Origin of the sequence: uncultured Cloacibacillus sp., assembly GCF_963926575.1 — a bacterium.
In the GTDB taxonomy this organism is placed as follows: domain Bacteria; phylum Synergistota; class Synergistia; order Synergistales; family Synergistaceae; genus Caccocola; species Caccocola faecigallinarum.
The window spans coordinates 193886-208415 of the sequence record NZ_CAWUXW010000004.1 but is presented as its reverse complement, the minus strand read 5'-3'; the positions used below and the strand labels follow the sequence as shown (position 1 = coordinate 208415).

The window sequence follows — 14530 nt, the reverse complement described above, 5'->3', positions numbered from 1 at the left end:
TGTTTAACTTCCCGCCGCGAAGGAGCAGGCTGGGTAGTGGCAGACGGCGCAGTGCTCGCAGAGGCCGCCGACGCCCCAGCGGCGGACGAGGTCGCCGGGCTCTATTCCCGCGAATATGAAGGGCAGCAGCTTGTCGAGCGCGGTGCGGTCGTCGAAGGCGACGCAGGCGGGCGCGCCTATGACTGCGACGTCGCGTCCGTCCTTCGGCGATTTCGCCCAGCCGAGCATGAGCATCGCGCCGGGGAGCGCTGGCGTGCCCTGGAAGGCTATGCGGCGGCAGCGGGAGCGTATCGCGCCCGGGGTTTTGTCGTCTGCGTCGACGCTCATGCCGCCGGTGCAGATTATCACGTCGGCGTCTTCGTCGAGAAATGCGCCTATCGCCTCGCTTATAAGCTCGAGCGAATCGGTGCAGAAGCGCTGGCCCATGAGCGTGCCGCCGCCGAGGCGTTCGAGCTTTTCTAGCAGCTTCGGACGGAAGGCGTCCTCAACGCGCTTGTCCACGATTTCCTTGCCGGTCGTGACGAGGCCGACTTTGAGCGGGCGGAATGGCAGCACGGCAAAGGGCTTGCTGCAGCGCACGACGGCGACGGCGCGCTCTACGCGGTAGTCCTCGAGCACGAGTGGGCGGATGCGGAAGCCAGCGACGACCTTGCCCTTGAGCACGGGACGGTTCGGCGCGAGCGCCGAGAGCACCCAGTCCGGGTCCTGGTTGACGCGGTTGACGGTCTCCGCGAGGTAGCAGAGCATCCCCGACGTTTCGGCGACGAGGTTGCAGCGTCCCTCGGCGGGCGGCGTGACGCGGAGGTTCTCGCCGCAGAGCGCCTCGCCGAGCTGCATCGCCGCGTCGTCCTCGTGTACGTCGCCGGGAGAGAGCTCCATGACGGAGAGGTTTTCGCGCCCCATGCTGCGCAGCGTCTCAAGGTCCGCCTCGGTGATTATCTGGCCTTTTTTGAAGCGCGCCGATTTTTTGCGGTTCTTCGCGTCTATCTGCGTCAGGTCGTGCGCTAGCGGCAGCCCGACGGCCTGCTCCAGCGGAATCTGCGTTATCTTCATTGCTGCGTTATTCCTCCATACCGGTTTTTTTCTGCACGGCGCATTCGGCGCACCGTCCGTAGACTACGAACTGCTTGCCCTCGACCTCGACGCCCGCGGGGACCTTTACGCGCGGCATCTTCTGGTCCGCGAGGCAGAACATGCGGCCGCATTCGAGGCAGAGGAAGTGCGGATGGTCGCCGGGGCATCCGTCCGCGCCTTCGCCGTGCGCGCAGAAGCGCCACACGCCGTCGATGCCCTGCACCTGGTGGACGATGCCAGCCTTGCGCAGCGTCTCGAGCGTGCGATAGAGCGTGACGCGGTCGAGGTGCTCTTCGATTTTTGAAAGTATCTCGGCGTGCGAGAGCGGCGAGCCGCAGGCGAGAAGGAGCTCGAGTATGACCCTTCTCTGGCGCGTCGTGCGCAGCCCCGCGTTTTTCAGCGTTTTTTCTATATCCAAAGCGCGTTCCTCCGATATTTTTAAGATAAGCGAGCCGCTATCATTATATATTTATTCGCCGATGAAACGCAATTATATTGCGTAAAATTGCGTGCGCCGCGCGCCGTCGGGCTTTTGTAAGAGTTCAATGTAAACGACGTAATTTTTATTAAGCGAAGCGCAACGCGGCTTTTCATATTCGTACCGAAAGCTGAAAACAGCGCGCCTGCGCTAAGCAAAACGGCGGTGATTTTTATTTCGCCTTGTTGACATTTGTAAAAACTGCTTTTATTATGTTATGTGCTATGCCATGAAAGGCGTTGATCTTTCAATCCGGCACGAGGGGAAGGGCGCTGTGATGCGCGGTAATAACTTTATATCCAACGTTATTAACGTAGTCGTCGTTATTATTAGCAGCGGGTCCCCCGAAGTGACCGGCGCTTAGCGGCTGTGTTAATTTCGGACCGGGGCCCGCGAGGGGTTCCGGTCTTTTTTATTATTTGAAGTATTTGGAAGAAAGGGCGTTTTCAGAGTGAAGAGTACTTTCAGCATCATATCCGAAGACAATCCGGGTGTGCTCATGCGTATCGCGAACCTCATATGCCGCCGCGGCTACAACATAGAGAGCCTCAGCGTCGGCCGCACGGACGTGCCGGGGCTTTCACGCTTCACCGTCATCATCGAGGGCGAGGAGGGCGCTTACGAGCAGATACGCAAGCAGCTCATGAAGCTCATCGAGGTCGTCGAGGTGCGCAATCTTACAAAGGAAGGGCCCTTCGTCGAGCGCTGGCTTTCTCTCGTGAAGGTGCTCGCGCCCGTCGACCGCAGGCCGCACATCCTCCAGACGGCGGAGATTTTCCGCTGCCGCGTCGTGGACCTCGGCTCCGACGCGATTACGCTCGAGGTGACGGGCGACCGCGGCAAGGTGGAGGCATGCCTCGAGGCGCTCAAGCCCTACGGCATTCTCGAGACGGCGGGCTCGGGCCAGGTGGCGCTTTCGCGCACCGGCTTCGCCAACTAAGGTTATCACGGGCTTTAACAGCTTTGCGATATAAATAAAAACAAATTTTTAAGGAGTTGTTTCAAATGGCAAAGGTTTATTACGACCGCGACGCAGATCTCAGCTTCCTGAACGGCAAGACGATAGCCATCCTCGGCTACGGCAGCCAGGGCCACGCCCACGCGCAGAACCTCCGCGACAGCGGAGCCTCCGTCATCATCGGGCTGCACGACGGAAGCCGCTCGAAGGCGAAGGCCGAGGCCGACGGCTTCGAGGTCTGCACGGTCGAAGAGGCGGCGAAGAAGGCCGACTTCATCATGTTCCTTATCCCGGACCACATCCAGGCCGACACCTACAAGACGAAGGTCGCCCCGAACATGAAGCCCGACGCGAAGCTCCTCTTCGCGCACGGCTTCGCCATCCACTTCGGCCAGATAGTGCCGCCGGCGTCGCACGACGTCTTCATGGTCGCGCCGAAGGGCCCGGGCCACACCGTCCGCTCGATGTATAAGGACGGCAAGGGCGTTCCCTGCCTCATCGCCATCCAGCAGGACGCCAGCGGACACGCGAAGGACTACGCCCTCGCCTACGCCTCCGCGATAGGCGGCGGCCGCGCGGGCATCATCGAGACCACCTTCCGCGAAGAGACCGAGACCGACCTCTTCGGAGAGCAGGCGGTCCTCTGCGGCGGACTCACCGAGCTCATGCAGCAGGGCTACAGAACCCTCGTCGAGGCCGGCTACCAGCCCGAGATGGCCTACTTCGAGTGCATCAACGAAATGAAGCTCATCGTCGACATGATCTTCGAGGGCGGCATCAGCTGGATGCGCTACTCCATCAGCGACACCGCGAAGTTCGGCGACATGACCGCCGGCCCGAAGGTCATCGGCGAGGAATCGCGCAAGGCGATGAAGCAGATACTGAAGGACATACAGGACGGTACCTTCGCGCGCGAATGGATACTCGAGAACCAGACCGGACGCCCGCGCATGAGAGTCTGGGCGAAGGCCGCGCAGGAAGCTCCGAACGAGGCCGTCGGCAAGGAACTCCGCAAGATGATGCCGTGGATGGAGCAGAAGGAAATCCCGAGATTCTAATCAAAAGCACTCTCCGTGCGGGCGGGCGCGCCCCGTCCGCGCGGCTTCGCGGAATATCCGCCGCGTAACGAAAAACAGACGACAAGCAAAAAGGAGCGCTGTCAATGGCGAAAATGAACGGGGCTCAGATGATGGTCAAGGCGCTCGAGGACGAAGGCGTAAGCACGCTCTTCGGCATCCCGGGCGGAACTGTCATTCATCTATACGACGCTCTTTACGATTCAAAACTAAACCACATTCTGATGCGCCACGAGCAGGCGGCCGCGCACGCCGCGGACGGCTACGCGCGCGCGGGCGGGAGGCCCGGCGTCTGCATCGCGACATCCGGCCCCGGCGCCACGAATCTTCTTACCGGAATAGCGACGGCGAACCTCGACTCAGTGCCGCTCGTCGCGATAACGGGCCAGGTCGCGCAGTCCGTCATCGGCACGGACGCCTTCCAGGAGGCCGACATGATAGGCGCGAGCCTGCCCTTTGTGAAGCACAGCTTCCAGCTTCACTCCGTCGACGCGATACAGTCGACCGTCCACAAGGCTTTCTACATCGCGGCGTCGGGACGTCCAGGGCCCGTGCTCATAGACTTCCCCGCCGACGTTCAGAAGGCCTCGGGCGACTACCAGTATTCCACGCAGCTCGACTTCATGGGCTATCATCCCGAAAACAACTACAACGTAGCGCGGCTCGACGAGGCCGTCTCGCTGATAGAACACGCGGAGCGCCCCGTGATATTCGCGGGTGGCGGCGTGGTCTGCTCCGGCGCCTCGGAGCTGCTCACCGAATTCGCGCTTAAATACGAGATACCCGTGACGACGACGCTTCTCGGCAAAGGCGCCTTTCCCGAGTCGCACCCGAGCGGGCTCGCGCTCGGCATGGCCGGCATGCACGGACACCCCGTCGCGAACCGCGCGCTCATGGCGGCAGACGTGGTCGTCGCGATAGGCTCGCGCTTCAGCGACCGCACGACCGGAAACCGCCAGAGATTCGCCGCCGACGCGAAGATAATACACATAGACCTCGACCCCGCCGAAATAGACAAAACCGTAGAATCCGACGTCTGGCTCATCGGCGACGCGGGCCGCGTGCTCGAAGCGATAATGGGCGCGATGCGCAAAAAAATCGCCGACCACAGCGAATGGAACAAAACCCTCGCCGACATCCGCCGCAAAGAGCCGATGCCGCACAGCTCCTACGAGGGCGAGATAGCGCCGTGGCAGGCGCTCGAGGCGTTCTGCGAAATCACCGACCACAAGGCGATAATCACGACAGAAGTCGGACAGAACCAGATGTGGGCGGCCCAGCACTGCAAGGTCGAGGCTCCGCGCCGCTTCCTCAGCTCCGGCGGCCTCGGCACGATGGGCTTCGGCTTCCCCGCCGCGATAGGCGCGGCCTACGCCTGCCCGGGACAGACCGTCTGCTGCGTAGCGGGCGACGGCAGCCTCATGATGAACATACAGGAGCTCGACACCTGCGCGAGATACAACATCCCCGTCAAGATAATGCTCCTCAACAACGCATGCCTCGGCAACGTCCGCCAGTGGCAGTACCTCTTCTACAACTGCCGCTACTCGAACACCATCTACACGCGCAACCCAGACTTCGTCGCGCTCTCGGAGAGCATGGGCGTCCCAGCCTTCTCCGTCTCCTCGCCCGGCGAGCTGCGCCCCGCGATAGAAAAAATGCTCGCGGAGCCCGGCCCCGCGCTGCTCGACGTAAGAATTCCGCAGGGAGCGATGGTTTTACCGATGGTGTATCCCGGCGATTCGATAGATAATATGGTAAGCACGTTATAAAACTTTCTCAAGAAGGTGTGGAAATGAACAGCGACAAAGCGAAAAAAGGCTACATGCGCAGCCCCCACCGCTCGCTCCTCAAGGCGGCGGGCTACACAGACTGGGAGATAGAGCGCCCTTGGATAGGCATAGCCAACGCCTATAACGCCATCATCCCCGGACACGTCCACCTGCGCAGCATCACCGAAGCGGTCAAGGCCGGCATCTACGCCGCGGGCGGACTCCCGATAGAGTTCCCCGTCATCGGCGTATGCGACGGAATCGCGATGAACCACGAGGGAATGAAATTCTCCCTCGCGAGCCGCGAGCTCATCATGGACTCCATAGAAGTCATGGCGCGCGCGCACGCCTTCGACGGACTCGTCCTCGTGCCGAACTGCGACAAAATAGTCCCCGGCATGGCGATGGCAGCCGCCGAGCTCAACCTGCCCTCCGTCGTCATATCCGGCGGCCCGATGATGGCGGGACAGAACAAAGGCAAAGTCCTCGACCTCAACAGCGTATTTGAAGGCGTAGGCATGCGCTCCGCCGGAAAGATCGACGACGCGGCCCTCCAGGAAATCGAAGACAACGCCTGCCCCGGCTGCGGCTCCTGCTCCGGCATGTTCACCGCCAACACGATGAACTGCATGATGGAAGTGCTCGGCCTCGCCCTCCCCGGCAACGGCACCGTACCCGCGGTACACGCGGGACGCATCCGCCTCGCGAAAGACGCGGGACGCGCCGTCATGGACATGGTGAATAAAAACATCCGTCCGCGCGACATCCTCACGATGGACGCCTTCCGCAACGCCGTCGCCGTAGACCTCGCGCTCGGCGGCTCCACCAACACCTCGCTCCACCTCCCCGCGATAGCGTGGGCGGCGGGCCTTGAAATGTCCCTCGACCTCTTCAACGAAATCGGCGAAAAAGTGCCGCACCTCTGCTCCATGAGCCCGGGCGGCGCGCACCACATCGAAGACCTCTGGCGCGCCGGCGGCGTCCAGGCCCTCATGCACGAGCTGCTCGACGCGGGCCTCATCCACGGCGAGACAATCACCGTCACGGGCCACACCACCGCCGAAAACGTAGCGAACGCGAAAATCTCCGACCCCGAGGTAATCCGTCCGCTCGACAGGCCGCACCACAAAGAGGGCGGACTCGCCTTCATCAAAGGCACCCTCGCCCCGCTCGGCGCGATAGTCAAGCAGGCCGCAGTAGCGCCCGAAATGCTCGTACATAAAGGCCCCGCGCGCGTATTCGACGGAGAAGAAGCCGCGAGCGCCGCGATAATGAACAACGAAATCAAAGACGGCGACGTCGTAGTCATCCGCTACGAAGGACCGAAGGGCGGCCCCGGCATGCGCGAAATGCTCGGCCCCACCTCCGCGATAATGGGCCAGGGCAAAGGCAGCACCGTCGCGCTCATCACCGACGGACGCTTCTCCGGCGCTACGCGCGGAGCCTCCATCGGCCACGTATCGCCCGAAGCCGCGATCGGCGGCCCGATAGGCCTCGTCGAAGAGGGCGACGTCATCTCCATCAACATCCCGGAGAAACGCCTCGACCTCCTCGTCCCCGAAGAAGTCCTCGCCGAACGCCGCAAGAAATTCCAGCCGCACGTTCAGCCGACCGACAGCCCGTTCCTCAGCCGCTACCGCGCCTTCGCCACCTCCGGCGTAGAAGGCGGCGTGCTCAGAGAACAGTAAAACAAGCCGTAAACCCCAACAGGAACCGCCCCGAACCGCACCTGCGGCCGGGGCGGTTTTTCGATGCTTTCGTATCCGACGATGAAGCGCTGTGGTGAAGCGCTCCGTCTTTTTTGCAGAGCTAAGCGGCTATTGTAGAAACTCGCTCTGCCTTTGTCCCCCGATATACTCCGTGCCTGCGTCGAACAGAGCTTCGTCCGCCTCGGCGTTTTCTCCGACTTTGTAGATTTTCGCCGATTCGGCGATGAGGCTCAGGACGGGGGCGCCGTCTGTGTCGAAGAACTCGTATCCGATAAGCTCGCCGTCGTCTGTTGTCTCTCTGTATTCGGCTATGTCGTTGAATACGGCGTGGCTTTCGCGGATGTTTTCGACGCCGTCATAGATGATTACGAGTTTTTTCGCGTCCCAAGTTCGGAAAGAGATTTTTGCCGTGCCGCAGCCGATGAGGATGCTTGCTATGTGTCCGTCGTATGGGGAGAAATTTTTCAGTTCTTCCATATTTTGCTCGTGCCTCTTCGTTTCAGCACTCCGCCTCGTAGACGCGCATTTTCACGCCGTCGTCGCCGGTTGCGTCGGCTGTGTGACGCCAGCCGTAGCGTTCGTAGAACGACGTGTGTTCTGTGACGAGGTAGAGTTTGGGGATTCCTGCGCGGCGCATGGACTCGCGCGCGAAGTCGAGCAGCTTGCCCGCGATTCCGCGGCGGCGGTGTTGTTCTTCGACGAAGAGCGCGCATAAGTTGGGCGAGAGGTCTTTGCGGTCGTGGAAGTCGTTTTTGATTATTCCCGCGCCCGCTGTGATTTTTCCGCGCGCGTCCGTGACGGCGAACCACTGCGGGACGGGCGCGCGGCTTTCGGCGGATTCCCTCATGCTTGTCTCGTATTCTTCCGTGGGGATTTCCCATTTAGATGAGAACCATTGCGCCGCGCTCGGGATTAGTTCGGGCGTTTCGCGCAGGTTTGTTATTTTTATGTTTTCGTCCATCTTTTTCGCCCCGTTCGGTCGTTTTCGATTCAGAGCATAACATAAAAACGGGGCCTCGCGTGAGGCCCCGCTGTGTGCGTTTTCGCTGCGGCGCGGATTTTGCGCCGCGTCTTGCCCTTGCGGGCCGTTACATGGTTTTGAGTATCTCGGCGTAGATTTCGTCGGCGAGCGGGAGGGCTTTGTCGAGGAGGGCCTGTCCGTTCGCGCGGTATTCGGCGGCGAAGGCTTCGTCGGTGATGCCGGAGATGTTGATGAGCACGTTGAGCCACGCGCCCTGTATCGCGGCGCGGAGCGCGAGGGCGGAGCAGCCGAGGTCGCTCGCGGCGCTGGCGTTGAGGCGGCCGACGAGCGAGCGGGTGAGTTCGAGGGTTTCGCAGGCGAGCTGCATCATTTCAAACGGGGTCTTGGTGCAGCCTTTGAGCGCTTCCTGCATGGCGGCTTTGCGCGCGGCTTTCTCGACGTCGGTCTCTTTCGGCATGGCGAAGACGGCGCTGACGGCGTTGAAGGCTTCGGTGTCGCGGTCCATTACGTCGACGAAGCGCGCTTTGAGGTCGTTGGCTTTTTCCATCGACTCGGCGGCGAGGTCCTGGACGTCGGCGTATTTTTTCTTGCCTATGGTGAGGGCGCAGACCATCGCGGTGAGGGCCGCGCCGACGGCGCCTTCGAGAGCGGAGGCCGAGCCGCCGCCGGGGGCGGGGGCGTCGGAGGCCATTACGTCTACAAACTGGGCGACCTGCATTTCTGCGAGTTTCATATTTTTCGCTCCCTTATTTCTCTTCCATGTCGATGATGTGATATTCCATCACCTGGTTATGGCAGTCGAAGTTTTCGAGCTTGAGGTAGTACTCGGCGCAGTCGAGGAGCGCCTTGGCGGGGGTGAGGCCGACGAGCTCGCTGCCGACGATGTAGGTGCCGTAGCGCTTCGCAAGGCTGTCCACCATCTCGTATACGACCGTGAGCGGCGTGACTTCGTAGTTGACCATGTTCATGGAGACCTGCGCGATGCCGCGGTCTTCGAGCATGAAGCCCATGGCTTTGCAGCACTTGAAGCCGCCGGAGGAACCGCGGATGACTTTCGCTATTTTCTTCGCGATGTTGACGTCGGAGGTGGCGAGGTTGATGTTGAAGGCGACGAGCGGCATTCTGGCGCCTATCGCGGTGATGCCGGCGGTCGGGTGGATTTTGCGCTCGCCGAAGTCGGGCGCCCACTCGGGCTGGAGGAGCTTCTCGGGCATGCCTTCGAACTGTCCCTTGCGGACGTTGGCGAGGTTCACGCGGTCGGGCGACGTGGCGGAATCTTCGTAGAGGAAGCTCGGGATTTTAAGCTCTTCCCAGATGCGTTTGCCGAGGCGCTTCGACATCTCGACGCACTCTTCTACTGTCACGTTGACTGTCGGGACGAACGGGATGACGTCGGTGGCGCCCATGCGCGAGTGCTCGCCGTGGTGCTTCGTCATGTCTATGACTTCGGCGGCTTTTTTCGTGAGCTGGAAGGCGACTTCTTCGATCGCCTCGGGAGAACCTATGAGGGTGAAGACGCAGCGGTTGTGGTTGCCGTCGGTCTGCGCGTCGAACAGCGTGCAGCCGGGTACGCTCTTCGCGACGTCGACGAGCGCGTTGTAGGCGGCTTCGTCCTTTTCTTTGCTGCAGCTGAAGTTCGGAATGCACTCGACAAGTTTGGTCATGTTGTGTCCTCCTAAATATTTTGTAGGCGCGCCGCGCGCGCCGCAGAATGGACCGCCGCGGCGGTCTCTCCGTTGCTTCTTAGATTGTATCAAATCGCCGTAAAATAGATATAAAAAAGGAGCCCCGACTGAGGCTCCTTTTCGCGTTTTTTGTTTTTGCGTTTCGCACTATTTTTTCTTCGCCGCAGCTTCGGCTATCGCGCGCTCTGCTTCGTCGAGCGGCTTCCAGCCTCCGCCGAGAGCCTTGAAGAGGCGGACGGCGTTGGTGGATATCTGTCCGCCGCTGACGACGTACTGCTCGGAGAGCGAGGCCAGCGCGCTCTGCGCGTTTATGACGTTCGTGAAGTCAACGAGGCCGTTGGCGTATTTCTCGTTGGCGAGGTCGAGCGCGGACTGGGCCGCTTCGACGCCGCTCTTGAGGCGTGCGTTGCGCTCGTATTCCTGCACGTTGTCGGAGAGCGCGTCGCGCACTTCGCCGACCGCCGTGAGGACGGTCTGCTCATAGGCGGCGAGCAGCTGTTCCGCGCGCGCGCCCTGAACTTTGATGTTCTTCGTTATCGCGCCGGCGTGGAATATAGGCCAGCTTATCTGCGGCAGGAAGCTGTACATCTTGCCGGGGCCGTTGAAGAGCGAGCCTTCGTGCGCCTGCGTGCCTATCGCGCCCGTTAGGTAGAATTTCGGCCAGAGGTCGGCGCGCGCGGCTTTCTTGCGCGCTATCTGCGCGGCGAGCTCGCGTTCGGCCTGCCTGATGTCGGGGCGCTGGCGTATGGCGTTGGCCGGTATGCCGATGAGCGCGGTCGACTCTATGCGCGGCACGGGCTTGTGCTCCGCAAGTTCTTCCTCGAGCGTACCGGGGATTTCGCCGGTGAGTATAGCGAGCGCGTTTTTCGTCTGCTCTATAGAGGCCAGTATCGTCGGTATCGTCGCGCGCGTCTGCTCCAAGGTGTATTTCGCCTGGTTCAGCGAGAGGTCGTCGGCGAGGCCAGCGTCTACGCGCGACTGCTGGATGCCGACGGTCTCCTCCTGGAGGCCGACGTTGTAGTTCGCTATGTCGAGCTGCTCCTGGAGCGTACGCAGCGAGATGTAGTCCATCGCGACCTCCGCGGCGAGCGAGCTCCACGTCGAGTAGAGCATCGCGTACTGCGCTTCGAAGGTCCTGCGCTGCGCGCGCACGGAGGCGCGCTGTCCGCCGAAGATGTCTATCTCCCAGGTCGCGTCGAGGCCGAGGCCGATGTACTGTAAAGCGCTGCCGCTTCCGCCTGCTTCAGGCGATGTGCGGACATTGTTCCACGAACCGTTGGCGTCGAGCCACGGGAGGAGGTTAGCCTCGCTTATGCCGAGCTGGTATCTCGCCTCTTTGACGCTGGCGCGCGCGCTCGCGAGGTCGCGGTTCTTCTCAAGGGCGCGCGTGATGAGGTCGGTCATCGTCGGGTCGCCGAAGACGTCCCACCAGCTGGCGAGCTTCTCGGGCGTCAGCTCTTCGGATACGTTCTGCTCCACGAAGGCGACGGGGTAGAGCTGAGCGAGCTCCGTCCACGAGCCGTTTTTCATCTGCACGTCCTGCGACGTGGGCTCGGTCTTCGCCTCCGCGGAGAAGGCGGCGGAGGCCGCCGCCATTATCGCGAGCGCGGATATTGTGAGTATTGTCAGTTTTTTCATTATCGCGCGCCTCCTAGTTCGCCTGTGCCTCGGCGTTCTTGTTTCTGCCGATGCGCGACTTTACCTTTTCACGCAGTCCCTGGAAGGCGACCCAGAGCCCCGGTATGAGGAAGATACCGATGCAGGTAGCCGCCATCATTCCGAAGAAGAGCGTCGAACCGACGGCCTTGCGGCTCGCGGCGCCCGCTCCCGAAGCGACGAGCATCGGGGCCGCGCCGAGGACGCAGGTGAAGGCCGTCATGAGGACTGCGCGGAAACGTTCCGTCGCCGCGACCGCCGCCGCCTGTATCAGCGGCAGGCCGTGCAGCTCGCGCTGTTCCTTCGCGAACTCGACGATGAGTATTGCGTTCTTCGAGGCGAGTCCGACGAGGAGGAGGATTCCGAGCTGTCCGTAGACGGAAAGCGGGATTCCCATGATGCGGAAGCCGACGAGCGCCCCGAGCATAGCGGTAGGCAGCGAGAGTATGACGGAGACCGGCGTCGACCAGCTTTCATACTGCGCGACGAGGAAGAGGAAGGCGAAGATAAGCGCTATTACGAGCACCATCGTGATGCCGCCCTGCGCGTGCTCTTCCTGGTAGGTCATTCCGGACCATTCGTAGGTGTAGCCGTCGGGGAGGACGCGCTCGCCTATCTCGTGGACGCGCGCGATGCCTTCGCCCGTCGAGTAGCCCTGCTTCATGACTATCGTGATGGCCGCGGTCGGGTAGAGGTTGTAGCGGTCGAGCGAACGCGGCGCGAGCGTCTTCTTGACCGTCGCGACGCTCTGTATCGGGACCTGCTCGCCCGTCGAGCTGCGCACGAATATCTCGCCTATGCGGTCGATGCTGTTTCTGTAGTTCCACTCAGACTGGAGCATGACGCGGTTGACCTGCGTGCCTATGTTGATGTCGTTGATGTAGGCCGAGCCGAAGTAGGTCTGGAGCGTGCTGAATATCGTGCTGACGGGAACTTCGAGCAGCTCCGCCTTCTGGCGGTCGATGTCGACGAAGAGGTGCGGCGTGTCGGCCGTGAAGGAGCAGAAGGCGTAGTTGACCTCGGGCGCCTGGTTCAGCTCGCGCAGCACTATGCCCATGACCTCGGCGAGGCGGACGGGGTCGTTGTCGACCGTCGATTCAAGCCTCATGTCGATACCGGTCGCCATACCGAGCCCCTGGATAGGAGGCGGCGTGACGACGTTGATCTGCGCCTGCGGGTACTTCGCCGCTATGGCGTTGACCTTCGCGACGAGCGCGGAGAGCTGCTGGTCTGGCGCCTTGCGCTGTCCCCACGGGTCGAGCGGGATGATGAGCGAGGCGACGTTTTCGCCTTCGCCGCCGAGGATGTTATGTCCGTAAATGTCCATCACGCTGTCCACGCCGGGAAGCGTCATGACCTCCTGGACCATCGGCTTGACGACGGCCTCGGTGCGCGGACGCGAAGCTCCTTCCGGAAGCTGTACGCCGGCGAATATAACGCCCTGGTCCTCGTCGGGAAGGAAGGCCGTCGGCGAAAGCTTAAGCACCGTCCAGCAGCCGAAGGCTACGGCCGCGAAGAGCAGGAACGGCAGTATCCTGCGCTTCGCTATGACGATAGCTCCCGCGACGTAGCCGCGCGTAGAGCTCGCGAGCGCGTCGTTGAACCACTTCAGCGGCCCTCGCTGCACAGGCTCCTGCTCGCGCAGCATATGGGCGCACATCATCGGCGACATCGTCAGCGCGACGACGAGCGAGAAGCAGACCGCGAATCCGATGGTGACGGCGAACTGCTTGTAAATCTGTCCCGTGATTCCCGTCATGAAGGCGACGGGGACGAATATGGCGAGGAAGACGAGCGTCGTCGCCATCATAGGCCCAGTGACGTCCTTCATGGCCTGTATCGTAGCGGTCTTCGGGTCGCACTTGTCGCGCTCCATAAGGAACTGGACGCGTTCGACGACGACGATGGCGTCGTCGACGACCGTACCTATGACGAGGACGAGTCCGAAGAGCGAAAGCGTGTTGATGGTGTAGCCGACCGCGAGCAGCGCGGCGAAGGTGCCGAGCAGCGAGACCGGGATCGCGACCGTCGGGACGAGCGTCGTGCGCCAGTCCTGAAGGAAGAGGTAGCAGACGAATATGACGAGCGCGAGCGTCATAAAGAGCGTCATGATGATTTCCTTAATCGTCTCCTGGACGTACTCGGTCGAGTCGTACTGCACCTCGAGCTGCATATCGTCGGGCAGGTTCGCGCTTATCTGCTCCATAACCTCGCGGACGCCGGACATGACGTTGAGGGCGTTCGAGCCGGAGGTCTGCGACATAGCTATCATAGCGGCCGGAGCGTCGTTGACGTTCGCGTTGAAGTTGTAGGTCTCGGAGCCGAGCTCTATGCGCGAGATGTCCTTCAGCTTGACTAGGCCGCCGTCGGAGGCGGTGCGGACGATTATCTCTTCAAATTCCTTGACCGTCGAAAGGCGTCCCTTCGCCATCAGCGTGTAGACGAGCGGGCTGTTGATGTCGCTGCCCGGGCGCGCGCCGATGGAGCCTATCGAGGCCTGCTTGTTCTGGCTCTGTATAGCCGCCGCGACGTCCTCTATAGAGAGGCCGAGCGAGGTGATGCGCATCGGGTCGAGCCAGACGCGGATGCTGTACTTAGCGCCGAAGACCTGGACGTTGCCCATGCCAGCGACGCGCTGGAGGCGGCTTCTGATGTTCGCGTAGGCGTAGTTCATAAGCTCAAGCTCGTCGTAGGTGCCGTTCGGCGAAGTCAGCGCGAGGAAGCCCAGCGTGTCGGAGAACGACGTTTCGACCGTGATGCCTTCGTCGACGACCTCCTGCGGCAGCTGCGGCTGAACCTGCGAGACGCGGTTCTGGACGCGGACGAGCGCCATGTCGGAGTCGGTGCCCGTGGCGAATGTGACGTAGAGCGTATATTCGCCGTTGTTGCTCGAGGTCGAGTCCATATAGATCATGCCCTCGACTCCGTTGACCTCCTCTTCGAGAGGCGCGGCGAGGGTGTTCGCTATCGTCTCGGCGTCGGCTCCGCGGTAGGAGGTGTTGACGCGTATCTGCGGCGGCGCGACCTCTGGGTACTGCTCGACCGGCAGCGAGAAGATGGATATTATGCCCGCGAGCGCGATGACGATGCAGACGACCATCGCAAATCGCGGACGTTCGATGAAGAATTTAGAGAACATT

General features: G+C 61.7%; 12 protein-coding genes. 4 read left to right on the top strand and 8 right to left on the bottom strand.

Going from position 1 to position 14530, the window contains the following annotated elements:
• Positions 1–3: 3 nt before the first annotated feature.
• Positions 4–1053 (bottom strand): molybdopterin-binding protein, encoded by a 1050-nt coding sequence (locus ABGT66_RS10995; protein WP_346690652.1) that lies wholly within the window; start codon positions 1051–1053, stop codon positions 4–6.
• A gap of 7 nt (positions 1054–1060) precedes the next feature.
• Positions 1061–1492 (bottom strand): Fur family transcriptional regulator, encoded by a 432-nt coding sequence (locus ABGT66_RS10990; protein WP_346690651.1) that lies wholly within the window; start codon positions 1490–1492, stop codon positions 1061–1063.
• Positions 1493–2003: 511 nt separating this feature from the next.
• Between ABGT66_RS10990 and ilvN the strand changes: the two genes are divergently transcribed.
• From ilvN to ilvD, 4 genes are all read left to right on the top strand, one after another.
• The gene (gene ilvN, locus ABGT66_RS10985) at positions 2004–2492 is read left to right on the top strand and encodes an acetolactate synthase small subunit (protein WP_300261256.1); all 489 of its coding nucleotides are present in this window, start codon (positions 2004–2006) and stop codon (positions 2490–2492) included.
• A gap of 65 nt (positions 2493–2557) precedes the next feature.
• Positions 2558–3568, top strand: a complete 1011-nt coding sequence (ilvC, locus tag ABGT66_RS10980) for a ketol-acid reductoisomerase (RefSeq protein WP_294192219.1) — start codon at positions 2558–2560, stop codon at positions 3566–3568.
• Between the two features lie 104 nt (positions 3569–3672).
• Entirely contained in the window at positions 3673–5358 is a 1686-nt protein-coding gene (gene ilvB, locus ABGT66_RS10975; RefSeq protein ID WP_303146507.1) for a biosynthetic-type acetolactate synthase large subunit, read from the top strand.
• A 23-nt stretch (positions 5359–5381) separates the two neighbouring features.
• The gene (gene ilvD, locus ABGT66_RS10970) at positions 5382–7046 is read left to right on the top strand and encodes a dihydroxy-acid dehydratase (protein WP_346690648.1); all 1665 of its coding nucleotides are present in this window, start codon (positions 5382–5384) and stop codon (positions 7044–7046) included.
• 129 nt (positions 7047–7175) lie between these two features.
• Here ilvD and ABGT66_RS10965 read toward each other — a convergent pair whose 3' ends face one another.
• The 6 genes from ABGT66_RS10965 to ABGT66_RS10940 form a co-directional block, all read right to left on the bottom strand.
• Complete coding sequence (locus ABGT66_RS10965) at positions 7176–7544, bottom strand: hypothetical protein (protein WP_346690647.1); 369 nt, start codon at positions 7542–7544, stop codon at positions 7176–7178.
• Between the two features lie 22 nt (positions 7545–7566).
• Positions 7567–8028, bottom strand: coding sequence for a GNAT family N-acetyltransferase (locus ABGT66_RS10960; RefSeq protein ID WP_346690645.1), 462 nt, complete (start codon positions 8026–8028; stop codon positions 7567–7569).
• A gap of 127 nt (positions 8029–8155) precedes the next feature.
• Entirely contained in the window at positions 8156–8782 is a 627-nt protein-coding gene (locus tag ABGT66_RS10955) for a cyclodeaminase/cyclohydrolase family protein (protein ID WP_346690644.1), read from the bottom strand.
• A 13-nt stretch (positions 8783–8795) separates the two neighbouring features.
• Positions 8796–9713, bottom strand: a complete 918-nt coding sequence (gene ftcD, locus ABGT66_RS10950; protein WP_346690643.1) for a glutamate formimidoyltransferase — start codon at positions 9711–9713, stop codon at positions 8796–8798.
• Positions 9714–9881: 168 nt separating this feature from the next.
• On the bottom strand, positions 9882–11372 hold the full coding sequence (locus ABGT66_RS10945) for a TolC family protein (RefSeq protein WP_346690641.1): 1491 nt from the start codon (positions 11370–11372) through the stop codon (positions 9882–9884).
• A gap of 13 nt (positions 11373–11385) precedes the next feature.
• Positions 11386–14529, bottom strand: a complete 3144-nt coding sequence (locus ABGT66_RS10940) for an efflux RND transporter permease subunit (RefSeq protein ID WP_346690639.1) — start codon at positions 14527–14529, stop codon at positions 11386–11388.
• Position 14530 lies beyond the last annotated feature (1 nt).

What these genes read in the sequence shown, in the direction of transcription:
- ABGT66_RS10965 (WP_346690647.1), bottom strand. Translation starts at nt 7,544, where the DNA reads ATGGAAGAACTGAAAAATTTCTCCCCATACGACGGACACATAGCAAGC.
- ABGT66_RS10960 (WP_346690645.1), bottom strand. Translation starts at nt 8,028, where the DNA reads ATGGACGAAAACATAAAAATAACAAACCTGCGCGAAACGCCCGAACTA.
- ABGT66_RS10995 (WP_346690652.1), bottom strand. Translation starts at nt 1,053, where the DNA reads ATGAAGATAACGCAGATTCCGCTGGAGCAGGCCGTCGGGCTGCCGCTA.
- ABGT66_RS10940 (WP_346690639.1), bottom strand. Translation starts at nt 14,529, where the DNA reads ATGTTCTCTAAATTCTTCATCGAACGTCCGCGATTTGCGATGGTCGTC.
- ilvB (WP_303146507.1), top strand. Translation starts at nt 3,673, where the DNA reads ATGGCGAAAATGAACGGGGCTCAGATGATGGTCAAGGCGCTCGAGGAC.
- ABGT66_RS10955 (WP_346690644.1), bottom strand. Translation starts at nt 8,782, where the DNA reads ATGAAACTCGCAGAAATGCAGGTCGCCCAGTTTGTAGACGTAATGGCC.
- ABGT66_RS10945 (WP_346690641.1), bottom strand. Translation starts at nt 11,372, where the DNA reads ATGAAAAAACTGACAATACTCACAATATCCGCGCTCGCGATAATGGCG.
- ilvD (WP_346690648.1), top strand. Translation starts at nt 5,382, where the DNA reads ATGAACAGCGACAAAGCGAAAAAAGGCTACATGCGCAGCCCCCACCGC.
- ftcD (WP_346690643.1), bottom strand. Translation starts at nt 9,713, where the DNA reads ATGACCAAACTTGTCGAGTGCATTCCGAACTTCAGCTGCAGCAAAGAA.
- ilvC (WP_294192219.1), top strand. Translation starts at nt 2,558, where the DNA reads ATGGCAAAGGTTTATTACGACCGCGACGCAGATCTCAGCTTCCTGAAC.